18 protein-coding genes and 1 tRNA gene are annotated in these 26,519 nt (G+C 40.7%); 8 read left to right on the top strand and 11 right to left on the bottom strand.

The features are described from left to right. Positions 1-29: 29 nt before the first annotated feature. From GNP35_RS16425 to GNP35_RS16420, 4 genes are all read right to left on the bottom strand, one after another. Positions 30-290 (bottom strand): PepSY-associated TM helix domain-containing protein, encoded by a 261-nt coding sequence (locus GNP35_RS16425; RefSeq protein WP_330997842.1) that lies wholly within the window; start codon positions 288-290, stop codon positions 30-32. Beyond that, positions 283-1,104 (bottom strand): PepSY-associated TM helix domain-containing protein, encoded by an 822-nt coding sequence (locus GNP35_RS14815; RefSeq protein ID WP_330997841.1) that lies wholly within the window; start codon positions 1,102-1,104, stop codon positions 283-285. Before GNP35_RS14815 ends, GNP35_RS16425 begins: the two co-directional genes overlap by 8 nt. A gap of 67 nt (positions 1,105-1,171) precedes the next feature. After that, positions 1,172-2,617, bottom strand: coding sequence for a TonB-dependent siderophore receptor (locus GNP35_RS14810; protein WP_330997840.1), 1,446 nt, complete (start codon positions 2,615-2,617; stop codon positions 1,172-1,174). A gap of 38 nt (positions 2,618-2,655) precedes the next feature. Then, positions 2,656-3,399 carry a TonB-dependent siderophore receptor gene (locus tag GNP35_RS16420; RefSeq protein ID WP_330997839.1) on the bottom strand — a complete coding sequence of 248 codons (744 nt, stop codon included), beginning with the start codon at positions 3,397-3,399 and terminating at the stop codon, positions 2,656-2,658. A 196-nt stretch (positions 3,400-3,595) separates the two neighbouring features. Between GNP35_RS16420 and GNP35_RS14805 the strand changes: the two genes are divergently transcribed. Next, entirely contained in the window at positions 3,596-4,027 is a 432-nt protein-coding gene (locus GNP35_RS14805; RefSeq protein ID WP_155697052.1) for an organic hydroperoxide resistance protein, read from the top strand. 122 nt (positions 4,028-4,149) lie between these two features. Here GNP35_RS14805 and GNP35_RS14800 read toward each other — a convergent pair whose 3' ends face one another. The 4 genes from GNP35_RS14800 to GNP35_RS14785 form a co-directional block, all read right to left on the bottom strand. Continuing rightward, entirely contained in the window at positions 4,150-6,027 is a 1,878-nt protein-coding gene (locus GNP35_RS14800) for a cation:proton antiporter (protein WP_155697051.1), read from the bottom strand. 191 nt (positions 6,028-6,218) lie between these two features. Further along, positions 6,219-7,658 (bottom strand): YdgA family protein, encoded by a 1,440-nt coding sequence (locus GNP35_RS14795; protein ID WP_155697050.1) that lies wholly within the window; start codon positions 7,656-7,658, stop codon positions 6,219-6,221. A gap of 49 nt (positions 7,659-7,707) precedes the next feature. Then, the gene (locus GNP35_RS14790) at positions 7,708-15,567 is read right to left on the bottom strand and encodes a choice-of-anchor L domain-containing protein (RefSeq protein ID WP_155697049.1); all 7,860 of its coding nucleotides are present in this window, start codon (positions 15,565-15,567) and stop codon (positions 7,708-7,710) included. A 336-nt stretch (positions 15,568-15,903) separates the two neighbouring features. Further along, positions 15,904-17,091 carry a BaiN/RdsA family NAD(P)/FAD-dependent oxidoreductase gene (locus GNP35_RS14785; protein WP_155697048.1) on the bottom strand — a complete coding sequence of 396 codons (1,188 nt, stop codon included), beginning with the start codon at positions 17,089-17,091 and terminating at the stop codon, positions 15,904-15,906. A gap of 233 nt (positions 17,092-17,324) precedes the next feature. Here GNP35_RS14785 and GNP35_RS14780 point away from each other — a divergent pair, with 233 nt between their 5' ends. From GNP35_RS14780 to GNP35_RS14770, 3 genes are read left to right on the top strand one after another with little or no spacing between them, the layout of a single operon-like run. After that, positions 17,325-17,678, top strand: a complete 354-nt coding sequence (locus tag GNP35_RS14780) for a DUF481 domain-containing protein (protein WP_155697047.1) — start codon at positions 17,325-17,327, stop codon at positions 17,676-17,678. Then, positions 17,621-18,112, top strand: a complete 492-nt coding sequence (locus GNP35_RS14775; RefSeq protein WP_330997859.1) for a DUF481 domain-containing protein — start codon at positions 17,621-17,623, stop codon at positions 18,110-18,112. The genes GNP35_RS14780 and GNP35_RS14775 overlap by 58 nt, the downstream gene beginning before the upstream one ends. A gap of 42 nt (positions 18,113-18,154) precedes the next feature. After that, the gene (locus GNP35_RS14770; RefSeq protein WP_155697045.1) at positions 18,155-18,895 is read left to right on the top strand and encodes a DUF481 domain-containing protein; all 741 of its coding nucleotides are present in this window, start codon (positions 18,155-18,157) and stop codon (positions 18,893-18,895) included. 35 nt (positions 18,896-18,930) lie between these two features. On the opposite strand, the gene GNP35_RS14765 is transcribed toward GNP35_RS14770, so the two are convergent. After that, complete coding sequence (locus tag GNP35_RS14765; RefSeq protein ID WP_155697044.1) at positions 18,931-19,923, bottom strand: diacylglycerol/lipid kinase family protein; 993 nt, start codon at positions 19,921-19,923, stop codon at positions 18,931-18,933. 9 nt (positions 19,924-19,932) lie between these two features. Then, a complete protein-coding gene (locus GNP35_RS14760; protein WP_155697043.1) occupies positions 19,933-21,579 on the bottom strand; it encodes a DUF342 domain-containing protein in 1,647 nt (548 codons plus the stop codon). Between the two features lie 151 nt (positions 21,580-21,730). On the opposite strand from GNP35_RS14760, the gene GNP35_RS14755 reads away from it, so the two are divergent. Beyond that, entirely contained in the window at positions 21,731-24,472 is a 2,742-nt protein-coding gene (locus GNP35_RS14755) for a choice-of-anchor B family protein (protein ID WP_155697042.1), read from the top strand. Positions 24,473-24,547: 75 nt separating this feature from the next. Further along, positions 24,548-24,624, top strand: a tRNA-Ile gene (locus tag GNP35_RS14750). 102 nt (positions 24,625-24,726) lie between these two features. Here GNP35_RS14750 and GNP35_RS14745 read toward each other — a convergent pair. Further along, the gene (locus tag GNP35_RS14745; RefSeq protein WP_155697040.1) at positions 24,727-25,488 is read right to left on the bottom strand and encodes a DUF6602 domain-containing protein; all 762 of its coding nucleotides are present in this window, start codon (positions 25,486-25,488) and stop codon (positions 24,727-24,729) included. 149 nt (positions 25,489-25,637) lie between these two features. On the opposite strand from GNP35_RS14745, the gene GNP35_RS15340 reads away from it, so the two are divergent. Further along, entirely contained in the window at positions 25,638-25,991 is a 354-nt protein-coding gene (locus GNP35_RS15340) for an HAD family hydrolase (RefSeq protein ID WP_196492539.1), read from the top strand. Between the two features lie 10 nt (positions 25,992-26,001). Then, a complete protein-coding gene (locus tag GNP35_RS15930; protein ID WP_196492538.1) occupies positions 26,002-26,508 on the top strand; it encodes an HAD family hydrolase in 507 nt (168 codons plus the stop codon). Positions 26,509-26,519: the final 11 nt, after the last annotated feature.

Raw genomic sequence — 26,519 nt, 5'->3', positions numbered from 1 at the left:
TTTTTTTCTACTTTTTAACTAATTTTTTGCTAGCCAATTCGTCGACTTCTTACCAAGTATAAATACAAACCCGTAAAGCCTAGAATTAATGGGCTCAAACCAATCACGCACCAGATAATTTTAGACGTGAGTCCGCCAAAATAACCAAAGTGCAGCTTCCTAAAACTATCTACAATGACGTGTAATGTTGGACTTGAACGTACATCGCCCACATGAAGCAACTTGCCGTTTTGCGGATCGTAAGTCAGTGTACTTGCATATTCACTATGCAAAGGATTTGCGCTATCCACTTGGCCATAGAAGGTGATATTTAGGCCAGGTTTCGTATGGTAAAACCATGTATGTCGCCTTAAAATTACTAAGATGCTGAGTTTGATCATCAAGCATGCCTTGCAGTGACAGGTCAGTATTGTGCAGTGGAGCTTCAATCAAATAGTGTTCTTCAAAGGCATGTTCCGTTACTTCGTGGATACTTTCTGCAATATTCCAGTAACCACCTGTAAACGCTAATATTAGAATGATTGGCGAACTAATAATACCCGTAAATTTATGTATATCGCTATACAGGATTCGTTTTGCTTTGCCCCAGCGTAAGGTGAAAAAGTTCTTCCAAAAGTTACGGTATAAAACAATTCCTGAAATGCCTAGAAACAAAAACAAAATGCTAATAACCGCACCAACGATTGCTCCCGTTGTGCCTAATAAAAATCGATAATGTAAGTCTAATAACCAGTCGGTGAAATAATGTGAAACATCAACCGGTGCAGCTAAAACCTCACCTGTATATTGGTTTATATACATTTTATGCCATTGATCAGTGCCGTGTTTAATAACATAAATAGCATCAGCTCGGTGCTGGTTATCAAATAGCTCCCAACTTCCAATGGCAAAGCCTGGGTGCGTATTTTGCGCCGATTCAATTAGCTCATCTATTGGTAATCGCTGTGCAGACGGCTCTACTTTTACTGTAGATTTTTCTGGCATTAAGAGGTGATCAATCTCTACTTTAAAAACCAACAAACTGCCGGTAATTGAAATTACAAACAGTGGAACCATGGCCACAAGTGCAAACCATGAATGCCATTTAAATAGTGTCTTTCTCATTTTAAAATCCTCACGAAAAAAGGCACGACACAGAAAACCATGTCGCGCCCTACTTTATTTTTTTTATTTAGAAAGACAGACTAACTGTCGCCGAGTAATTAGCCGGCGCACCGTAATAACCTTGCGCCCAGTACAAGCTGTTTATGTACTTTTCATCGGTTACATTGTTGGCGTTTAATGAAACACTGACTGTGTCGTTAATTTCATAGTTGGCCATTAGGTTAACTAACGCATAAGCATCTTGCTCTGTCACAATTACCGAGCCAATAGCATCGCCTGCCGTAGTTACGCCTTGAACACGGCTTGTGGCACTTTGATAATTGACGTTTGCGCCAATTGTTAAACCATCAACGGCCTCTAAATCATGAGTAATTGCCAATTTAACAAGCGTCTCTGGTGTGTAGTCTTGTACTTCTTCATCGCCTTCAATTTCAAAGTCGGTAAAACCAAAGCTGACTTGAGTGGAGTCGCCAATTTGACCGGCCAGTTCAATTTCATAGCCTGTACTGCTGATCCCATCAGTGCCAATATGACGCTGTAATTCAGGACCTAAGTTAGCTGTTAAAGGGTCTAGTTTCGCAACGTTGACTTGCTCTACGTCAAAGTAAGCTGCAGAGGCAATAAGACGACCATCAAACAACTCAGCTTTAGCACCAATCTCAGCACTTTCACCCGTAATTGGGTCTAGAATATTGTTGTTAATGTCCATTTCAGTTTGAGACAAGAAGGTTTCTGTATAACTTGCATAAGCCGACACTTCTGGGGTTACTTGATAAACAGCACCTACATATGGAATAAATACGTTGTCACCACGATCTTGAACCACACCGTAACTTGAACCTTCTACGTTCCAGTCGTTAAATCGCCCACCAATAATGGTGTGAAAACCTTCTGCTAAGTTGAGTCGAGCAGTAAAGTACGCCGCCTTTTGAGTCGTTTTAATATCAGCGCCTGTTTTAGCGTCTAAAAATGTTGGTTTAGGCGTGTTGCCATCCCAAGTCGGTAACGCTGGCATCACAGGGAAACCGTATGGCGTTGAGTAGTCGTATAAAGACAGATCTGAATAATCCATGTTTGCATAGCTCAAACCAAACACAACTTGGTGCTGTAGGCCAAATGCATCAAAGTGACCAGTTGTATATACATCTAACAAGTCATGTTCATCATCATGATCATATTCACTTGCGTAACCTAGCAGACCAAGCTCTGTGGTGCTGTCAGGAGAGCCATATACATAAAAAAGTTGTGAGTCTTCATCGGTCTTCTTTCTAGAATAAGTGGCGCGCACATCCCAGTTTTCATTAATGAAATGAGTCAACTCTGCCACGGTATTGCTTTTTTTAACGTCCCACATTGACCAATCTGCTGACGTATTTGTACCTACATCATAATTAGTTGCGGTACCATCAGTGTAAAATAACGGGTTTGCACCCCAGGTATTGCCTGTTGCGTCATTGTCATTAATTACATGACTTAAAGATAACTGCGTGTCGTCAGATACTTTGATATCCACAAAACCATAAACTACGGTTTTATCTTGGCTGTAGCGATCTAAATACGAGTCATTTTTTGCTTTACCGCGACAAACCTAACGCCAACATCTTTTGTCACTGCCGTGGAATAATCCGCTTCTATTCTAGATTTACCCCAAGACCCTGCCGTTAGATCTAAATCAAACTCTGTCGTTTTTGTTGGACGCTTTCTAATAAAGTTAACGGTTGCTGATGGATTACCAACACCTGTCATTAATCCATTCGCACCGCGAATAACTTCAACACGGTCATAAATAGCAGTATCTTCATCGGCGTGGTTATTACCTGAAATCAGCGGTAAACCAATACCATCGATTTGGAAGTTTGTAATATCAAAGCCGCGTGCCGTGTAATAAGTACGGTCGGTTTCAATTCGTTCCACACGCACACCAGTCGCGGTGTCTAAGGCAGCATTAATGTCATTAAGTTGGAAATCTTTTATTTGCGCTGAACTAATTACCGATACTGATTGTGGTATTTCTACCATTTTTAAGTTCAGTCTTGATGCGCCGTTTACATCTTCTTCGCCGTAACCTTCAATGTAACTACCAGTGACCTGTATGGTTTCTATTTGTCCCGAAGCTGCATTTTTTTCAACGGCTTTGTTTTCTTGCGACTCAGACGTTGATTCTGATTGCGCCTTTGATTCAGCGCCTACCTGTGAGCCGGCTGGGTTACTTGAACTGTTATTGAATGCCTGTGCAGTGCCAGACATTGCTAAAATCGTCGCAGCAAATACCGCACTGATTTTAAACGTACGCATTGGATTTCCTTTTAAATTAGTTAATTAAATGCCAAAAGCTTCGGCCTATCCGAGCAGGTGCAAAAGCATAAACAAGTTTAACCCTCTTGTAAATGCAAATGATAACAATTCTCATTAAGATTAATAATTTTAGATCCAATCACGCAAAATCACCGTAAGTTGCTACAGTAAGGTATTAAGTAATCAAGGAGATTTTATGAGCGACTTACAAAAAGTGTTATACACAGCCCACACTCACACCACTGGCGGACGCGATGGTGGCACTGCAAAGTCAGATGATGGAAAATTGGATGTATCGTTAAGCGCACCAAGAGCCTTAGGCGGAAATGACGGCGATGGTACGAATCCAGAGCAGCTTTTCGCGGCAGGTTATTCAGCTTGCTTTATTGGCGCTCTAAAAGCCGTAGCAGCTGGCGACAAACAATCGCTACCTGAAGATACTTTTATTAATGCCAGTGTTTCTATAGGGCCAATTGAGCATGGTTTTGGTATTGAAGCCGAGTTAAATGTGTCTCTTGGTGACATGGACAAAGATGACGCCAAAGCTTTAGTAGAAAAAGCGCATCAGGTTTGCCCATATTCAAATGCAACCCGCGGCAATGTTAACGTAACGATTAACGTTTTATAATAATCAGCCTGCCTGATTTGAATTTTGAATTTTGAATTTTGAATTTTGAATTTTGAATTTTGAATTTTGAGAACGCCCTTATTAAAAGGGCGTTTTTATTGTCTAAATATACTCGCTAAAGTCTATTTTTCTGGTTCAGGATCCGACGGCAACGCGCCATCTTTAATGCTACCCGCAGCCTTTGCAGCTTCTAGCTTTTTCTCTGATGCCACTTTTGCTGGATTAAGAATTAAACTAACAATTTTCCAACCGGCTTTTGGCTCTGTCTTTTTGTCAGACTTAAATACACCTACTTTTTTACCGCTAATACTTATCAACGGAATTAACTCTCTGTCGTATTTATTAAGATAGTCTTGGAAAGTAAAGTCTTCACTAATATTAGTGGTTTTGATGATTGCGCCTTTTTTCATTGCGCTAGCCAAATAACCATAAGTCACACTCTCACCAAAAAGCGTTAATTTCTTCGCAAAGCCTTCTGATATTTGATGGCTTTCCATGCTGGCAGTATCACTTGTAGCCAAACCTAGTATCGTTGCTTCATGGCCAAACTCATGCTCAAAGTGTGTCATTACCATTGGGTTTAACTGTCGGTAAGGCGAAAGAACTAGTAAGTTACCAATACCCGTTAAATCTAAACGACGTGATGCATGATCTGAAATTGGATTACCAAAATACGTCCGCACACTCTCCATTCGAGCTTTTTTAATTGCATCCCAGTTAGGATCCGCAATGGTCGATGAAATATTGTTATTATTTAACTCTTTAGCCAGTGCTCTTGTGAAATCACTTGCGCCAAATAATAAGAAACCATTTGGCTCCGGCTCTCTAAGGTCTAGATATTCCGCCACTTTAGTCGACGTTAAGCTTTGCAACACAACGGTGGTGATAATCACCAAAAATACCACAGGTACTAGCACACTCGCTTGTTCATAACCTTGCTCTTCAAGCTTTAGTGAAAACAGCGCTGATACCGCAGCTGCAACAATGCCTCGTGGTGCAATCCAGCTTAATAACGCAAGCTCTTTGAATGACAATCCAGTGCCAAAAGAAGAAAGGAAAACACCTAACGGTCGAGCGATAAATATAATACCGACAATAACCACAATCGCGCCAAAACCAACGGCTTGAATTTCCGCAAAATCGATTCGACTTGCCAGTAATATAAACAGTCCAGAGATCAACAATACGCTTAACGTTTCTTTGAATTCTAGAATATCGTCTACGTTGACGTTTTTCATATTGGCTAAAATCATGCCTGCCACGGTAACCGTAAGCAATCCAGATTCATGTGCCGCCGCGTTTGATAAAGCAAATACACCCAATACAATGGTTAATACCGCTGTATTTTGTAAATAATGAGGGAACCAATTGCCACGTATTGCGCGACCTAAGAAATAACCAACCGCTGCACCAAAGCCCAAACCCGACAAGACCGTTTGACCAAAAGCCCAAAGTGTATGGGTAAAAGCGTCTTGTTGTGTCATTAAGAATTCAAACACTAGTACCGCAAATAAAGCGCCAATAGGATCAATAACAATGCCTTCCCAGCGAAGAATATTTGCTACGTTACCTTTTGGTCTGACCGTTCTTAACATAGGCACGATAACTGTAGGGCCAGTTACCGTAACAATCGCAGCAAAGAGCGCCGCCAAGCCTAGTGGTATATCTAAGCCAATATAAGCTAATGGCGTGACAACAAGCCAGGTCACCAATACACCTATGCTACAGAGATTTCTCACCATGGCGCCATGACCGCCAATATCGGCTATTTTAAGCGTTAAAGCACCTTCAAATAGAATAATAGCAACCGAAAGCGACACTACAGGGAATAGTAAATCGCCAAATAAATCGTCTGCATTAATGACACCAGTAACCGGGCCTACAAATATTCCCGCCACCAGCAAAAACAAAATAGCAGGGAGTTTTACTTTGTGAGCGGTAAACTGACAAGCAATTGAAATTATTCCAACTAGCGCCAGCGCTAGAGTTAAATCTGACATATTAATTCCGGTCCATGAGGATTGTTACCCTCGACAATAACGAACTGTTGATTGTAGAGCAATAATAAAAGAATAGGTAAAAACTAACGAAGTTTCATTCAATTAGGATCAAAAATATAACTATTGGCTGACAGATACAAAAAAACCTAACGTAATTAGTTAGGCTTTAGCTTTAAACGCACTATTTTAGATTAATAAGGCAAAGGAATTTGCTGGTCATTAACTAAAAGTTGCAAATCTTTCAGGCTAATTTTTGATTCGAACTGACTTTCAAGTTCTATAATCATGCCTTGTTGAATAAGAGTATTTAATAACGTACCTGACTGGGCCGTTGCAATCTCTTGAATTTGCTCTTCTGGCATACCTTGAGCCTGTGGGTTTTTACGTATTTGCGACGCAATCATCATTTCTGCAAAGTAACTCGCCAATGGCTTATCCACCAGAAACTTACCATCTGCCTGAGTATGCGTTAACCAAAATTTAGGATCTGCAATCAAGTCAGGCATAGCTTCAATATTTACTAATTCTGAGTTTAAGTTACCCGTGAAACTACCTTGCGTTAGCGTACCGTTAAACTTAGTTAAGTTCATGTGAGGGTTCGCTTTAACCAAAGCTAAAACGTGCGTGTTCATAAACTCACTTTGTATGCGGTCGACTTCAGATAGCTCTGCATCTGCTTTAGCAAGCTGATTTAAGAACTTTTCATACTCATTTAAAAAGTTGTTGTCGATATTGGTAAATTCAAACTCAATATCAAAGTCTTTACCTTCAACTTCGCCGTCAGTGAACGACTCTAGCTCGTAACCTACAACCATAGTTGCCAGTTCTTTTTCACTGTCTAGTTTCGTATCTGTGCTAATGCCAATGCCTTTAAACTCAACGCTGTCAGTCTCGCCAACCTTTGTAAAGTTAACGCTATTTAAAACAATTTTTGCATTAGAGTTATACAAACCCATTGAAAATAGTTGCTCTAAAGGAACTTCACCCGCAAAGTCCATTTTAAGTTCGCCAAGTTTAAGCTCACCATTGGTCATATTGAATAAGGTATTTCCGCCCATTCCTTTATAAACCATATTGTTACTAGACACTTCACCCTTGCCTTGGTAACCATCATAGGTGATTTTTATTGGTTGCTCACAGTCACTACAATCAAAAACAAGCGGCGCTATATTGTCTTGAAATGCGTGAGAACCAAACAATGTCATGTGGTTTTGTAAGGTATAAAAGGCTTGATTGTTTTCAGTAACAATATGATCAGAGATAGACTTTCCGTCTACGCTTGCCGTTAATGACAACCAACCTAAAGTAGCAATGTCGTTAAATAAAAGTGGGCCATGCTGAGCACTTAAATCGATAACGGTATGAATTGACTCTAACGCATCTTGATCATCAGCGGCTGTATTAACCGACGACGTTTCTAAATCTAACGTTAAGCTCACTTTAGCTGAAGTAGAAAACCACGATGATTCAAAATCCGTAAGTTCTGCGTTATAGCCAGCGGTTTCGTTAAGCTTTTCAACTTGTGCTTTTAATGTTGACTCAAGCTGAGAACCAACAACTTTTGGGCCAATTACTGCAGCACCAATCACGGCTACTGCAACAACAGACAAACCAAGTGTAAATTTTTTCATGAAACATCCTTGTTAAGGCAAAATTAAAAATCATCCCTGATTATGCCTGTTATTTGCCATCAAATCGATAGCCAATAATCAATGCTGTTACACGTGCATCCTTATCGCTTCTCATGTGTTCTGCTCGCAAGAACCAATTATCTGAAAAATTCCAATGTCCACCTAACCCCATTCGAATCTGGGTAGACTCAATTTGTTCATGGTGTTCAGGTAAATTGGCGTCTGTTTGAATGAAGCCCATTCCGAACTTTACATAAGCATTCCAATCTTTGCTGCGTTCACGAAAATAATAACCAGCATCGGCGGAAAAACCTTTATATGACACCTCTAAGTCTTCTTTAAGGCTAGGGTTTTGGCTATACAAACTCGCCTCCCCTAGATCCGCATAACTGATTTCCGCAAACCAATGTTGATTAAATTCATAACCTAACGAAAGCTCGTAAGCTTGATGTCCATTATCGTAGACTTTCCATATCGTATTATTTCTATCTGGATAGACGTAAGCTTGTCCAAAAGATAACGCTACATAGGTGCAGGATAGTGGATCATCGGTATTATCAAGTCGACGACAGTCATCTTTTTCAAAATGATCGTCAGCACTAACCGTTAACGATGTTGCCATTAACGACAGTGTCGCAAGGATTACTAGTTTGCGGGCCGCCAACCCTTTGCGGCGAATAAGTGCAAACAGCATTAATAGTGTCGCCATCAAAATATTCATGCTACCACTACCTGTGTACGTAGATTCCACTTTGCCAAAGGCTTGTAGTCGGTCGTTAATACCATCGTTATTAAAGTCTCCGTTTTCTTGATTGTCGGCAATGCCATCGTTGTCGGCATCTAATTCTTTAGAGTCTAAAATGCCATCTCCATCTGAGTCTCTAGTGCCTTCATTGATGTCTGAAATTCCGTCACCGTCAGAGTCCAGGTCTAAATAATCCGGAATGCCGTCATTATCAGTATCAGCATTTCCTTCCAAGGCATCTGGAATACCATCATTGTCGGAATCATCATCAACATCATCACGAATACCGTCGCCATCGCTATCACCACGACCTTCTTGCGAATCTTCTATTCCATCACCATCACTGTCGAGGTCACGATAATTGAGCAAGCCATCACCATCGGCATCTAATGTGTTAATAAGATCATCATCTATTCCGTCACGATTCAAATCACGACCATTAGTATAGGTAACATCTATTGCGTCATCGATGCCATCTTCATCTTCATCACGATTAAGAAGTGGCACTGCTGCTTGCTCTTCCGTATCAGATAAACCGTCATTGTCACTATCAGTATCTAGATAGTCTGGAATACCATCACCGTCCGTATCTGGAATTGCGAATATGTCATCCACACCATCTTGGTCTAAATCTACACCCATGGTTGCGTCTACATCATAGGCATCGTCGATTCCATCAAAGTCGCTGTCTAATCCTGAAATAGGTGGACGATCTGTTTCGATATAATCAGCAATACCGTCGTTATCGCTGTCCGCATCGCGACTGTCAATGACTCTGTCACCGTCTGAATCGACATTGCCTTCCTTGATATCCGAGATACCGTCATTATCGTCATCATTATCAATAGCGTTTACAGCACCATCTAAATCGACATCGTTATTACCACCAGTACCTCTAAGCGTTAGGTCACTGTCAACACGATCTTCAATACCGTCGTTATCTACATCGGCCATGAAGTCAATTCGACCATCACCATCGGCATCAAAAGCTTGTTCTGGCGTATTCGCAATATCAAAAGTGCCATCACCGTTACTGTCTAAATCTCTGAAATCAAAGATTCCATCATTATCAGTGTCCGTCGGCTCTGTCACTAAAGGTTCGTTGCTATTCGCTATACCATCTTTGTTCGCATCCAGAGTCGGCGCTTCTAAAGAATCTAAACGACCATCGTTATCAGAATCCAGGTCAAACATATCGATAACGCCATCACCATCAATGTCAACTTGAACAGAATCAACAATACCATCGTTGTTGTCATCCCTATCTAGCACAAAGTCGGCGTCGTAAGCATCATCTACACTATCTCCATCAACATCCATAAAACTCGAATTAGCTTCCACACTATCAGCGATACCGTCGTTATCGCTATCAGGATCTCGATAGTCTGGCAATGCATCACCATCGGCATTGGCCGTCACAATAGTTAAGTCGTCTAAACCATCGTCATTTACATCAATTCCACCAGTAATAGCTGCGTCAAACGAATCGTCTATCCCGTTGTTATTGGTATCAGCTCCAAGTGTAAAGTCCGCATCGTAAACATCATAAATGCCGTCACTATCTGAATCTATTTGCAATGCTACAGATTCAATCGCATCAGGGATTCCATCGTTATCTGAGTCAACCTCTTTATAGTCTGAAATACCATCGGCATCGCTATCTAAGCCGCTAACCGTGTCATCAATTCCATCATTATTAGCATCAGTACCGCCTGTTATGTCCGCATCAAGCAAGTCATCAATGCCATCGTTATCTGAATCAAACCCTGACAATGCGAATTCTGTACCGTCAGCGAGTCCGTCGTTGTCACTGTCTGGGTCTAAGAAGTCTGGAATACTATCAGAATCAGCATCACCTATACCTTCAATGATATCTGGTATACCATCACCATCTTCATCGATTGATGTGTCTAAATAATCAGGTGTGCCGTCTAAGTCACTGTCACCGTTACCTTCTATTTGATCACTAATTCCGTCGTTGTCAGAATCTGTATCTAGACGATCTGGAATTCCGTCACCGTCAGAGTCACCTAGTTGTTCTTCGGAATCTAAAATGCCGTCATTGTCTGAGTCTGTGTCATTAAAGTTGGGTAGACCGTCACCGTCAGGGTCAGAGTTACCTTCTTCTAAGTCTGATAAGCCGTCGCCATCTGTATCAACGTTGCTGTCTAAATAGTCAGAAACACCATCGTCATCGCTATCGGCAAAGACAATATTGTCGTCAACACCATCATTATTAACATCCACGCCACCGGTTACATCGACATCAAATGCGTCATCAATTCCGTCGTTATCGCTATCAATGCCCGTCGCCATCGCTTCAGTACCATCTGGAATTCCGTCGCCGTCACTATCTGTGTCTTGGAAATCAGGTACCATATCAAAGTCAGTTTGATTATTACCTTCAATCGCATCTGGCAAGAAATCACCATCACTGTCTCTATCTTTGAAATCTGGCTGGCCGTCGTTATCAGTATCAATTAACACAAATGCATCATCAATTCCGTCATTGTTGGCGTCTGCTCCGCCTGTGGCATCGGTATCAAGAGTATCTGGAATGCCATCATTATCTGTGTCAGTTGCAGCAATACCAGCTTCAATACCATCAGCAATGCCATCATTATCGCTATCTGGATCTAAATAGTTTGGTATTCCATCACCATCAAAATCTTGATTACTAGGTGCTAACGCATCATCAATACCATCGTTGTTTGCATCGGTACCGCCTGTTGTATCGACGTCAAAGGCATCGTCAATACCATCATTGTCTGAATCAACACCTGAGCTGCCCATTTCAAGGAAGTCTGGCAAGCCATCATTGTCGCTATCAGGATCTTGGAAGTCAGGAATACCATCGTTGTCGGTATCGGCTAACAATGCATGTGTATCATCATCAACACCGTCGCCATTTAGATCGAGGCCACCCGTTTGATCGACGTCAAATACATCTAAAATACCGTCATTATCGGTATCAACCATTGACACTCCGGCTTCTACTGCATCAGGAATACCGTCGTTATCACTATCTAAATCAACACTATCGTTCGCCGTGTCTTGGTCACTATTAGCTGCTGCAACATTGTCATCAATACCGTCGCCATTAACGTCTGTTCCTAGAGTTTGATTTACGTCGAACTTATCATCGATAAGATCACCATCGGTATCGACAAACACACTGCCGGATTCGAAGTAATCAGGGATACCATCTCCGTCACTATCAACATTAATGTAGTCTGCTGGCGTTCCTGAGTCGAAATTATTTGCTGCAACTAAATCGTCTACACCATCATTGTTTGCGTCGAGGCCACCCGTTGCGTCAACATCAATTGAGTCAACAATGCCATCATTGTCAGAGTCTAAAATAGACGCACCTGCTTCTATAGAGTCAGTAATATTGTCTGCATCAGAATCCGTATCTAAATAGTTCGGGATACCATCGCCGTCAGTATCAGTTGGTTGAGTCGTCGGATTATTGTCTAAATCTAGGTTTGCATCTTCTTTTGCCGTTGCAATACCATCGTTATCATCGTCTGGATCAAGTGCGTCAATTACCCCATCATTATCTGAATCAACTGGGTTATTTTGATCAACCACTTCAACGCCATCGTTAATGCCGTCTCCGTCAGAGTCCGGATTATTAGGATCGGTTCCTAATGTTGCTTCAACATTATTTGTTAGCCCATCACCATCAGTGTCGTAGCTGATAAACACCGAATCTCCGATATTGTTATTTGAGAAATCATCAACACTTGTCGAATTCGCGACTGATACATCAATATTGCCGTTACCATCTGGCACAATATCGGCGGTATATTGATCTAGTGAGACTTGGATGAAGTTTGTAGCCGAGCCGTTTACCACCACAATATCTGAAACTACAAAACCGGTTACATTTTCTGAGAAATTAAATTCTAATGGAATTGGCGCTAATGTAAGAACCTCTGCTGGCGCATTATCAATAGATAGAGTAGGCGCGGCAGTATCTTTATCACCGGTTTGTTGCATTGCTAAACCTATGTTACCAACCGCATCCGTTTGATTGGCATTCGCGATTACAACACCCGTTCCGTCTAAAATATTAGTGACGTTTGTAGTCGCAGACCAAGTTCCACCACCAGAACAAACAACCGATTGTGAGCTTAAGTTTGCACCGGTTACATTAACTGTAACGTTGCCATCTCCCACCGTACATGAGCCTGATAATGGATAGCTAGCTTGATTAGCTAAATTCGCATTTGCCAATGCATTTATCGCGACTACCGGCGCAACGGAATCTTTATTCGCCTGCTGAACTGCGGCGCTGCCAGTATTTGAGAAAGCATCTGTTTGACTCGCGGTTACCGATACGGCATTTGAGCTGTTGGCAATAGGCGAAACGTCAAACGTTGTGCTCCAAGTGCCACCACTACATGCTACAGATTTACTAGAGGGTGCCGCCGCTCCACTGATGCCAACAGTGACATTGCCATCCGCTGTCATACATGTTCCAGAAACTGGGTAGCTCGCTTGATTGGCTTGCGTCGCAGTTGGAGGTGTGTTTGTAGTCACCACTGGTAAGGCTGCGTCTTTATCCCCAGCTTGTTGAGCAGCGGTTCCGACATTGCCAACCGCATCAGTTTGTGTTGCATTTGCTTCAATCGCATCGGTTCCATCTGTAATTGAAGTTATATTAAATGTTGCACTCCAAGTGCCGCCACCACTACAAGCTATTGGTGCATTCGTTGGGGTTAGGCCAGACGGTGAATTGTCTTTATCATCAACCGTTACTGTTAAGTTACCGTCTCCAACAGTACAAGTACCTGTCACATTATAAGAAGCCTGATTAGAGTCATTACCGTTTGCTAACGCATCAATAGCTACACTCGGTGCCACTGTATCCTTTTTCGCGGTATCGTTAACTGTGCTTAAGTTGCCATTGGTATCCGTTTGTTCTAAATAAACTTCAACCGCATCATCACCTTCTGCAACTGCAGTTACATCTGTCGTCGCACTCCACATACCAACATTACAAGTGACTCTTTGGCGCTCTGGTGTAGCATTAGGAATATAAACTGATACCTCGCTTGCTCCACTTTCACACATTCCAGTCACGGTATAACTAGCTTGATTAGACTGAGTGGCGGCAGGAGGTGTATCGAGTGTAAGCGCTGGACCCGTTGTATCTTTATCTGCCGTTTTTTGAGTCGCAGAACCAGACGTATCAAACGCATTGGCAATAATGGCACCCGAACCATCAGCAATACTGCTAACATCAAACGTTGACTGATAAGTGTTATTTACACAAGCCGCTGTTTGCGCGGGCAAACCGGTAACCGTAATTGTGACATCGGTATTTGCATCTAAGCAGCTGCCGGTAATTTTATAACCATATTGATTCGCAGCTGACACAAGCACGAGGTCATCAATCGCAATAGCTAAGGCGCTTTTGTCTGCCGTTTTCTGCACTGCATTACCCGTATTGCCATTTTTATCGGTTTGAGATGCATCAATTATGATGGTGTCAGCGCCATCAGAAAAGCCAGTCACATCAAAGGTTGCTGCCCAGGTCCCACTTGAGCTACACGCGATTGGCGCATTAGTTGGTGCCTGGTCTATTGGTGTTCCATCTGCATCATCAATTAATACAGTTACGTCACCATCACCAACGTTACAGGTACCCGTAACATTGTATGTATTCTGATTTGCTACGTTTGCTCCTACTGGATCATCAATTACAACATCAGGAGCGGTTGAGTCTGCCGAACCTGAGATGGTAAAGCGATAATCTTCTACTTCACCCGTTGATTTAGAGCCGCCGAAGTCGTTAGCGCTAAATGCGGTATTGGCAATTCGAATTCGAATATACGTATCTCCAATTACTCGCCCCGCAGGAATTGAAGTCCAGTTAATTTCAATCTCTTCGTTATATGTACCTGCGTTAATTAAGTCGTTTACTTCATCAACAGAGGCACTAGCACCGATATTCGCTATTTCACTAGTGAATTCGTCAGCTTCAAACGTGCCGTTGCCATCAAAGTCGATCCATGCGCCAATGTATGCATCAGATCCATTAATAGACGTTACTTTTGCCCGAACAGTGTAAGTAGTTTGAATGTCATCAAGTTGGTCAAAAGTTGCAACCCCATCGTCCACATCGTCAGAAGCATTGCCGCTACTATCGTCAAAACCATCGGAGAAACCATCAACGTCGCCAGAAGGCGTTAACCCTAGAGATACACCCTCAACAATAGTGTGACTGGGGCCTGAAGAAGATAATAAAGTTTGATAGGTATCTGGGGCATCCCCTAAATCACCGCCAGGTTCAGAACGCAAGCTTCTTGCTTTAAAGAATGCCCATGAATCCAAAGTTGCGTCAAAGTCATCAATTATACCTACAGCCACGGTGGCAGTTTGATTTTCAACAACTGACGCACGGCACGTCACTCTTTTTGTAAAACCATTCATTTCAGTATCATAAATGGAGTTATTGGCATTTCCGTCGTTAGTATCCTCAGGATCATTATTTATGTAGAGCTGACTGTTTACATTTGCGTTAACCGTTTCTATTGAGAATATTTGATTGTCTGGTGTCAGCGCACAGTTTGCATAAACACCCGCGCCTGAACCGTCTTTATCGACCATGATTTTAAATTTATCATTAATGCCACCCGTTATGTATTGAGTGTACTCATCGGAGCCAAACGTAAAATCAATAATCAAAGTATCGAATGTTGGTAGCACTTCAAACTTAAGTTTAGCTATATTGTGGCCAGTTTCACCTAAGTCACTGTCAGCTGTTCCACTGCCAACGCCTTGCCCTCCATCACCATAGGTTTCGCTTGTTGTATTACTATTGGTTGCAGCGGTAGAAATCACATCCTCTACTCGGCCACTGCTTATGATTACACCTGAGTCGAATCCTTCAATCCCATCTGGGTTGAATAAAAAATCAAACCCTTCAAACAATCCAAATTGAAACGCACCAACGCCAGAAATTGATTCATTTGAGATAGTTAAACCTTCCCCCGCTAAATTATTTATCAGAACGGACGCATCATTAACTGTGGTAACTTTTTCGCCATTTACCCCAGTCGTTTCAGCAAATGCCAAATAACTAGGCGCCATAAATGTTGCGACTATAAGTGTCGGTAAGAGACGTTTGGAGGATTTCGACTTTTGATTCATGCACGCTACCTTTCAAGAACTTAGGTTAAATGACGTCCATGTCGATAATTTAACGAAGTTAAATTCCTACTAAGAGTAAGCGTAGATGAAGATATAAAAAGTTGGTAAATTTAAATGTAGGTGATTTCTGGGTAAGTTTAGCAAGATAACTAGTGGCGTATCATACTGCATTAGATATAGGAAATATCCTGGTATAAATACAGGAAATTCCCTACCAATATAAATAGGCGATATTCCCAAAACTCTATTGAAGCAGTCGTAGATAAACGCTATTAAAGTGCTAAAGTCGTTGTAGCGATATCCAATTGTCTCAATCTATAATCCGAGCCTACAAAATTAACACTCTTGCCCAGCAGCCCAGCCACTTGCCCAAGCCCATTGGAAATTATAGCCGCCTAACCAACCACTTACGTCCACAACTTCACCAACAAAGTAGAGTCCTTGAACGGTTTTGCACATCATTGATTTAGACGATATCGCATTGGTGTCCACGCCGCCTAAGGTAACTTCTGCTGTTCGGTAACCTTCCGTGCCGTTTGGTTTTATTTGCCAAGCACTTAAGGTTTGTACCACGGCATCAAACTCTTTGTGTTGCAGTTGCTTTAGAGGCTTGTCGGCAAGCTTTTGCTCGGCTAATAATACTTCAACAAAACGTTTAGGCAGCCATTGCGCTAAGGTGTTTTTAAGACTTTGATTTGGCGACTTTTGTTTTTGTTCCGTTAGGCTTTGTTCAACGTCCATGCTTGGCAATAAATCTATGTTTAATGCTTCGCCCGGTAACCAGTAGTTAGAAATTTGTAAAACAACCGGTCCAGATAAACCACGGTGAGTAAATAACATGTCTGCCGCAAAGGACGTTTGGTCTTTAGACTCGATTCGCACTGGCAAACTTACACCAGAGAGCTCTGACAAAGCGTCTTTATCTGACTGATGTAACGTCACCGGAACTAAGCCAGCTTTTGTTGGTAAAACGGGCAGGCCAAACTGCTCAGCAACTTGATAACCAAAGGGTGTTGCACCTAACTTAGGCATGGATAAACCACCCGTGGCAACAACCACGCTTTCCACTTGGTATTTAACCGAAGGTGTTTCAACAACAAACCCTGAATCTACTTTTTCTACGCTTTTGATATCGGTACGGAGTCTAACGGTGGCGTTGGCGCCTTGGCATTCTGACATTAATATACGAACAATTTCTTTGGCGCTGTCATCACAAAATAGCTGACCAAAATCGCGTTCGTGGTATGCCACATTGTATTTCGCAATGAGCCCCAAAAAATCCCACTGGGTATAACGAGATAACGCCGATTTTACGAAATGAGGGTTACTACAAAGGTAGTTATTTGGCTCAACGTCCATATTGGTAAAATTACATCGGCCACCGCCTGATATTAAGATTTTTTTGCCCGCTTGCTTGGCATGATCAAGTACCAAAACCTTACGGCCACGGTAACCCGCTTGCGCTGCACACATCAAACCTGCAGCACCTGCACCTATTACGATCACATCAAAATCTTTATTCATTATTACCAACTATGCCAAACTCTATTTAATGCGCCAATTGTACTTACTAAACTAGTACGAATCCAAAAGGTCACCGTTATCAAAACAGCGCGCATTTTCCTTGATTCCCTCACTAATCACAACTTCTTAAATAAAAGAATAAAAAGTAAACAACTAAGTCACTCAAACTGTAGAGTATTTAGCCTAACTCCATTATAATCGCCGCCGTTATTAGGTCTTTTTTTTGGTGAGTCATGTTTCGGTCATTTTTCAGTGTTATTTTAGTTATTTGCGTGTGCTTACCCACATTTACGAACGCAAAAACCTTATTGCGTGATGACGATGACTTTGAATTGGAACCTATGTTTAGAGATAAAACATGGGATATGTCTGCGGAACTTGGCGTTCTTATTACTTCTGGCAGCACACAGTCAACGTCTTTTTTAGCGAAAGCAAATGCCAATCATGAATGGCAAAATTGGCGAATGAAGTATTCATTTAACGCGCTTTATAAAAAAGATGACGTTTACGATGAAGAGCAACAAAAGAAATTTTTAAGACCAGCGCCGAACAGTATATTTTTAATATCCAAGCCGATTACGAGCTAACGGAAACCGATGCTGTATTTGGTTTTTACAGTTACACCGACGACCGATTTGGGGCTTATGTAGAATACGCTACCATTGTAACCGGTTACAGTTTTAGAGCCGTAAATGACGATGATATGGTGCTTGATTTAAACCTTGGTCCTGGTTATGCCAAAGGGCTTACCTTTGAAGGCGAAAGTGAACAAGGTTTTATACTACGTGGCTCCGCTGCGTTTAAGTGGGACTTTACCGACTATGCTCGGTTTATTCAGAATGTCTCGGTAGAAACAGCAGGATTTAACACCCGTACCATTTCTGAAACATCGTTAAATACAAGACTGACTAGTTCTATGCAAATGAAAGTCGGTTTTAAAGCAACACACAATACAGAAGTAGAAGGTGATCAACCTAAGCTTTCTACTGAAACCTCATTAACATTAGTAGTAAATATTTAAACTTGGTCTCATTGGACTAAAAGATTACAAAAAGGATTCAAAATGAAAAAATTATTACCTCTTAGCATGCTTACCGCTGCAATCTTAGCGCCTTCAGCATTTGCAGAAGATGAAGTTAAGCCTCTTGAAGTTTCTGCAGAAGCAGGTGTTTTAATCACGACTGGTAACACAGAGTCTTCTTCTTATTTTGGTAACGTTACTGTTGTTCAAAATCTTGATGAGTGGAAAAACACATTCACTTTCGACATTCTGAAAAAAGAAAACGAAACTGAAAATGCAGCTGGCGACACAGTGACAGAAACAACGGACGACCGTTATACTCTTTCTGCACAAGGCGACTATAAAATTGGTCCTAAGTCAGCACTATTCGTTTTTGGTAGCTATACAAACGATGAGTTTGGCGCCTACGAAAAATACTCTACAGTTGCTGCTGGTTATAGCTTCCGCGCTTTACAAAAAGACAACATGTACTTAGACGTTAACGTAGGTCCTGGTTACACATCAGCTGAAACCCAAGACGGCGAAACTGAAGACGGTTTTGTTGGTCGTGCGTCTGGTGCATTCCAATGGAAAGTTTCTAAGTCAGCTACATTTGTTCAAAACGTTAGCTTAGAGTATGCAGACTTTAATACTCGTACTATCACTGAAACAGCGTTAAAAACAACGTTGACTGACATGATGAAAATGAAAGTAAGCTACAAAACAATCACTAACTCAGACGTAGCGCCTGGCTTAGACAAAACAGATACAGAAACAGCGGTAACATTGGTTGTTAACTTCTAATATTGATTAATTAGAAGCTGTATATACATTTCATCTCATACTTTTAAGTTAATCGTATGAGATGAAACTTTTACCTTACATGGTGTTTCACCAATATACTCTCCGTCGGCCTCTATCTCTAGACCAGACGTGGTAATTTCTGCTTCATCTTCTTTTTGCATCTTGTCATGAAAAACACCTTTAGAAGATAAATGCCTGCCTTTTGTTAATTTAAGCAACAACATCACTTTAGGAATAACCGACAACTTTGGCGCTCGAATAACCGTTAAAGACTCAGTTCGACCATCTTGATTAGGTGCAATTGGCAACCCACCACCAAAGTACTGGCTGTTGGCAAAAGCCGTTATGAGATTTCGATATTTTGTGGTTTTTCCTTTAAGCACAAGTTCGCACTTGGGCTCTTGGTAAAAAGGAATGTGCCGTAAAGCCGCGACTAAATAACTTAGTGACCTAAACAAAGACTTTTGATGGGCAAGTTGTTTCGCAATCACAGCATCAAAACCTACGCCTAAAACGTTATTAAAATACCGAACTTTATTATCGTAGTGACATTCACCTAAATACAGTGTTTGCACTTGATTACCCAATACAATATTAATTAGGTCCTGTTGTGAATGACCTTTCTGCTTTGCTTTATTAAACCATTGCTTGGAAAAATCATTGCCTGTGCCGGCTGGTAACAACCCAACATTTATTTTATGACTTATATTTTGGTGCAACTGGGCGTCAACTATACAATTGACCACCACATTGAATGTGCCATCACCGCCTAATATCACCACGTCGGTATACTCTTTCAAGTGTGCTCTAAAGTAGTACTGATTAGCCGTTAAATTAGCTTCTGTAGGATATAAGGTGTAATTAAGCGATCGATGTTTAAGTTCGCTAATTAACAGAGCCAATAGCTTTTGTCTTTTAGCACTTTGAACCGGATTAAATACCACTAAGTAGCGAATTGCTGTTTGAGCCTCAGGCTCCATATTTTGCGCTTCTGGCATTGTTACTTCAGGCATTTGCACTACTGGCATTTACAGGCGTTATTTAGGTTCAATTTCAATTTGTTGCTCATTAAGACGAATAATTGATGGGCCGCGCTGACGGTCATTCACTTTGTTTTTACCGCCAAATTCGACAACCGTGCCGGCGTATAAGGTATGGTTTACATGAATTTCAATCACATCCATGTAATCTCGACGACGCTGAATAATTCTTTTTCGTTGGTAACTTAGCTTGTCCGCTAGTTTTGATGTTTTGGCAATGTTGCGTTTGAGATCTTGTTTTTGCTCTTCAGACATCAGCATTTTTAGTTTGTCTTTAAGCGTTTCTTGCTCTTCCATAATAGGTTGGAGCTTTTCCCAAATTTGATTTTCTTTTTGCTTAAATACCTTAAATGTGCGATTCATTGAAATTTTTGTATCGGCACCCGCTGGAGCGCCCATATGTCCAACTTCAATACCTTTGCTCACTTCAATGTTACCGCCAATTAACTTACCGTTAGCTTTAATGCCTTGGCCAACTCTTAGCGACGCTGCAATTAAGTTACAGTGCGATAGTTGTTTATGCACAAATACATCTCGCTTTGAGCGAATATCAATTTGATTAGCAAAGGCGATGTTTACTCGGTTTCCAGCCTCTAAAAGACAATTGTACTGACGACCTTCTACTTCAGGCTCTAGTAGTTTTCCGGACGCTCCTGCGATTACCGTGATTTCACCTTGGCAACGAATTGAGGCTGACTCAACAAAACCTCCAACCACTACGTCACCCGTTGCTACCACTCGCATATCAGGTGAAACATCACCGCTAATGATCACAGTACCATTAAATTTGATATGGCCTTGCTTAGGCGTAAGCTCACTCACGGTATATACATTATCTACTTCCATACGGTCGTCTATAACTCGCGCTAATCCTTCACGACTCGCCACTAAAACATTTGGATCTGAATCATCAACAATCGTGCCTTGTGATAATTCTAAGTTTGCGTCTTTTCCTGGAGTGGGAGGCAAATCATCGCCTAAAACATTACGACCAGGCTTGCCGTCCGTTGGTGGGATCTTTTGATAAATTTTTTGACCGGGTTTTACCGTTTCAATATCGCCCAAATCTCTAAGGTCGACTTTGCCGCCCTCTTTTTCTGCTGGTTTTCTTAGCTTGTCAGAAAACAATTCAATTAGAGGTTTAAATCGCGCATTTTTTCCATGTTTAGGATCAAGACCAAAAGCAATGTCACCCTCAAAAATTTCACCCGGCGCGGCATCAAATCCCTTTTCTAATAGCTTTTCAATTTTTGAACGTTTGAGCCCAAATCGAACGCCTTGGGCTTTGCAGGTTTCTTTTACATCGTCTAATGAAGGCATTTCGCCGCCATAAGCACTGACAATTTTCAGTTTTGCAGTCATTTTGTCAGGACTAATCGTCACTAACAGCTCTGCGTCCCTAATTTCGGCAATTTGATGGCCAATGTCTGCCGTCTCGTATTCGCCTTTCTCTATATTTTCAATTTTTTCGTTAGCAAGCTCAGTAAAATTAATAACTTCTTCAGTTAATAGGTAAGCATCATAAACAGCCGACTCTGAAAAGGCGTCCATTACGTCTTTTTCGCGGACAGCTTTAGTATCTCTGTCACAATGGAGAGAGATAAACGTGTCTTTGCCTTCCTGCGAAAATTTAAAATTACTCACAATACTTCCTATTACTGCTCAAATACATTTTGTTGCCGAATTTGATTGTACCCAAGTTTCGTGCCGAAATGCATTATCTTTTATACTAAATTTGTGGATTAATTGAACATTTGCAGTCCATAATAAGATATTGAAACAAGGAGCTTTTGCAATGTTGAAACTTATATCGGCCACAATACTCATTTTCATTAGCTTTGTTGTGTTTTCTCATGCAGAACACGACAAACCTAGATATGTTGCAAATAGTGGCGTAGACCAGGGGCGATGCGATAAAGTCACCACGCCATGTAAAACCATTGGTTATGCTGCCGAGCAATCCAATAAAGGTGACGTTGTTTATGTTGCTTCAGGTGACTATTACATTGAATCCGCATCGGATATTTTTTATATCACTAGCTCACTTGTTAAGGTGAAAGGTGGTTATTCCACTTCCGACGGCTTTAAGTCTCAAAACACTAAGGTAAACGTCACACTTGTGCACGGCGTAGCACCTAAATATCATCAAGTTTTTGTCGAAAAAGGCTTAGTTCCAAACGCTGATTCTAAAGCCATGAGTAAAGAGAAACAAGCTGAGCTCAATTCACAAATTTCAGCCGCTTCAGCATTAACCAAACAACAGCAAAACTTAACCTGTATTGATGGCGTAGCTGGTGACTTTGAATGTAATAACATGAGTTTAGTTTCACATGTTCCACTAGAAAACATGTCTGAAAAACCAACTTCTGCAAATGATGTATGGGGTCACGTAGATTTAAACACCAACAAGGAATACGCCATTATTGGAGTTAAAAATGGCACTGTCGTTTTTGATATATCTGAGCCTTCTGAGCCTGTTGAAGTTGGTTATATTGTCAGTCAATTAGCTTCATGGCGTGATATTAAGGTTTATCAATACTACGACGAGGGCGCCAATAGATGGTTTGCCTATGCATTTGTTTCTACTGACGGTGCTAACGATGGTATTGCGATTATTGATTTAAACAAGTTACCTGAATCTGCTGAGCTTATTGAAAAAAATTACACAAATAGCAGTGCACATAATATATATATTTCAAACGTAGATTATTCTACGGGCGTACCTATTAATGACTATATTCCAAGGTTACATGTATTAGGATCGTCTGATTACGGTGGCGCACACCGAAGCCATTCATTAGAAAATGTTCTTGCACTAAACCCTGAATATATCCCTAGAGACAAAACGCGTTCTGACTATTCTCATGACGGCACCTCTATGATAATTACCGGAGACCGCGTGCAAGATCAATGTGATCGTTCCGGTGCATTCTGTGATGTTTTTATCGACTTTAATGAAAATGAATTACGCTTATGGGACCAAACTGTACCTAGCGAAACCAAAGAATTAGGCCATGCAACTTATACCGATGCACAGTATGTGCATTCAGGATGGTGGAGTGAAGACAAACAGTACATTTTCCTGCACGATGAGCAGGACGAACAATACAATGGCATCAACACAACCTTGTACGTGTTTAATGTTAAAGATGTGAGAACCCCAAAACTTGTCGGTCGATGGACAGGCCCTACCGGAGCAATAGACCATAATGGGTATGTTCGTGGTAACCGTTATTACATGTCTAACTATGAAAAAGGCATCACTGTATTAGATATTACGGACCCGGAAGAGCCTGTGCAGATAGGCTTCTTTGATACTTTCCCAATTCGTAACAATACTAGTTTTAATGGCGCTTGGGGTGTTTATCCGTTTTTACCTAGCGGACTAATATTAGCAAGTGATATTAACTCAGGGTTATACATTTTAACCGACGACACTCGTAACGTGAGTCAAGGAAAAGTACAGTTTGCCGAAGCTTCGTACGGTGCTGAAGAAGGTGAATCAGTTACATTTGTTGTGGAACGAGTTGATGGCTCTACCGGCAACGTCAGTGTAGATTATAGAAGTTTACAAATGTCTGCCAATGGTTCCGACTTCACAGAGTCTACTGGTACCTTAACTTGGGAAGCTGGGAATTCAGAGCCTAAAGAAATTTCAGTATTAACAACATTAGATACAGAGCTAGAAACTAAAGAGAGCTTTATGATGACGTTATTTAATGTTCAAGGTGGCTTAACATTAGGTCAGCATCGTTCATCAGAAGGGGTTATAGATGGTTCGGCTTATGTTGGTTCATTTGCCTTTGAGAGCTCAACACTAGAGCTTTATGAAGGTATTGATGCAGTAAATGGGCAAACTGAAAAGCAAATTAAATTAACACGTTCGCTACAGGACTCTGGGCCAGTTTCAATTACCATTGGCATAGACTCGTCAACAGCAGAAAATGCACAAAACGAGATAATACTCATTGAAGATACCGTTACCTGGGAAGATGGGGAACTTGGCGATAAGTTTATAACCATCTCACTTGCAGACGACAACGACTCTGAGTCTATAAAAGAAGTTGTTTTATCAATTGAGTCATATACACCTAGCGACTTAATTGCTGATACAAAAATGACAATCACGGTTTTTGACGATGAATCAAACCAAGCTCCTAACTTTGATACTGTTGAATTTTCTGCCGAGCTCTTTTCAATGTATAACATGGCTGCACGCATTAAAAACCTGACAGATGAACAATCAAATAGACTGTCATACCGATGGGAAATTCTATCAGGGCCAAGCTCAGCTTACCTAAGGTCTGAGAATATACTGCAAGCCTTATTCAATGCTGACGAAGTAGGTAGCTATGAAGTTAGACTCACTGTCACTGACATTTTTGGCTTATCAACATCAAAAATCCTGAAATTAAACGTCGTGGCACAGGCCACAGATAATGGAACCGTTAGCGGTACCGTGTCTGCAAGTCTGTTAACACTCGTGCTAGGCCTGGTATTTATACGCCGAACACGTCAAAACCTGATTAAACATTAAGCAATCAATTAAAATGAGGTAAATCAGGGAGTGACAAGCAATTTAACTTTGCTTATACTTCCTGAGCTTCATTAAGCCCCCTTAGCTCAGTTGGTTAGAGCATCCGACTCATAATCGGCAGGTCCCCTGTTCAAGTCAGGGAGGGGGCACCATTTTACAAGACTCTCCCAGTAAGTATCCACTTACAAAGATATCAAAAACTGTATTTGTAGCAGGTTTGTAGCATTTTATTCATACATTTTATTTCTATTAATTTAAAATCTTACTTGAGACAGGTATCTTTGAAAGTTTAAAGGTTTCATTTGAGCTTGATTTAATATGACACTAATAATCGAATAGAATAGAAATAGTGGTTTTTTAGTATGAGACACAGCCAGAATTGTACTCGGTCCAGGTAACGCTGATAGTTGCCCATCTATGTCTTGATTTAAAAACACACCCTTCTTTAAAATGCAAATACTATCAATTCTTTGATGGATTTGACTATTGGAGTGCAGCTCCAGAAACGACTCTTCCAATGATTCCAATCCAATTGAATCAAAAGCGAAAACAAAATGAGCAACTGGCCAATTTTCCCAACAACGACCATATAAATTGTGAGTAGATTGGATTTCACTATTTGAATTAAAATAAGCAGTTTTTTCTAACTTTTTAACGCTCAACATATTTTCATATGATTTTTTTAGCTCACTTTTATTTAACATTGACTTAACTTCTATTACTGCATAAATGCACTCTATTGGTAAAACTTTCAGATCCGCAGTTTGAAAAAAAACAGGGGTTTTTAATTCATCATAAATAATTATATCCAACTGCTTAGAGCTTGCTCCATTTGAGTCTATTGCTTGGCCACTCGTAATACCTAGACCTTTTGGCAAGTATTGAATTAGAAAATTTTTAACTATTTCCTCGTTTGATGCTCCTTTGGAGCCTGAGTGTTTTAGGCTCGTTTTTGTAGACTCAAAATCGACTAACATACGTTGAGAAACTTGATTGAATAGCTCATTTAAATCCATTAAAACCACCTATTATTGTTTATTTACTATTAACTAATTTATAATGTCGCACTAAAAAATATCTAACTCAATGTTAAAACTATACTTATATTCAAACCATAAGAGTGTAATGTGTAATGATATAATCAGCTTTAATCTTGGAGGACACTTTGGAAAAACGTACTAAGAAATCCGTGTTAATTACAGATATTGATAATACACTATTCGATTGGTTTGAAATTTGGTGTGCAACTTTTAAAACACTACTGCATAAAACTTCAGAGATAAGTGGGATTCCTCTAAAGCAGCTTATCAGTGAAATTAGACCTATTCATCAAAAGCACGGTACAGCCGAGTATGCTTTTGTATTAGAAGAAATACCTAGTCTATTAGACAAGTATGGGACAGCAAAAGGAATCAATCATGCATTAAATGAAGCTATTCATGCAGCGCGTAGTAATAGAATGAATCATTTGAAATTGTATAAAGGCGTTTATGACACCCTGTCTACATTGAGAAACTAAAAGGGTTAGGGTGATTGCCTATACCGAATCCAAACAATGGTATACTAAGTATCGATTACAGAGATTAGGGTTAGACTACTTCATCGAAGCTGTCTATTCACCCAGCGATCACTCTACGCTACCAATTGATGAGAGTGAACGAACTGATATTACTTTTAATAATACAAAATTTTTACATACGCCAGAAGGTGAACTTAAACCTAATCCCAAAATTTTATTAGACATTATCGATAACGCAAATGTTATGCCTGCAGATTGTGTCTATATTGGTGACTCTGAAATAAAAGATATTGATATGGCCCGCGAGGCAGGGGTAACTTCAGTATTTGCAAAGTATGGTAATTTACATTTTGACACTAGACCAGAAGACTACAACCTATTAAGGTCAGTAACTCATTGGACAGATAAAGACGTAGCTCGAGAAAAACAATTGAAAGAAAATGCAGCCCACCATAAAGCAGATTTTGAAATTGACGAATTTAGCCAGTTAATTGACCTATTTGACTTTAGACGTTGAACCTTACCTTA

Origin of the sequence: Psychrosphaera haliotis, from assembly GCF_009728465.1 — a bacterium.
Taxonomy (GTDB): Bacteria; Pseudomonadota; Gammaproteobacteria; order Enterobacterales; family Alteromonadaceae; genus Psychrosphaera; species Psychrosphaera haliotis.
This window is presented reverse-complemented; position numbering and strand designations above follow the sequence as displayed.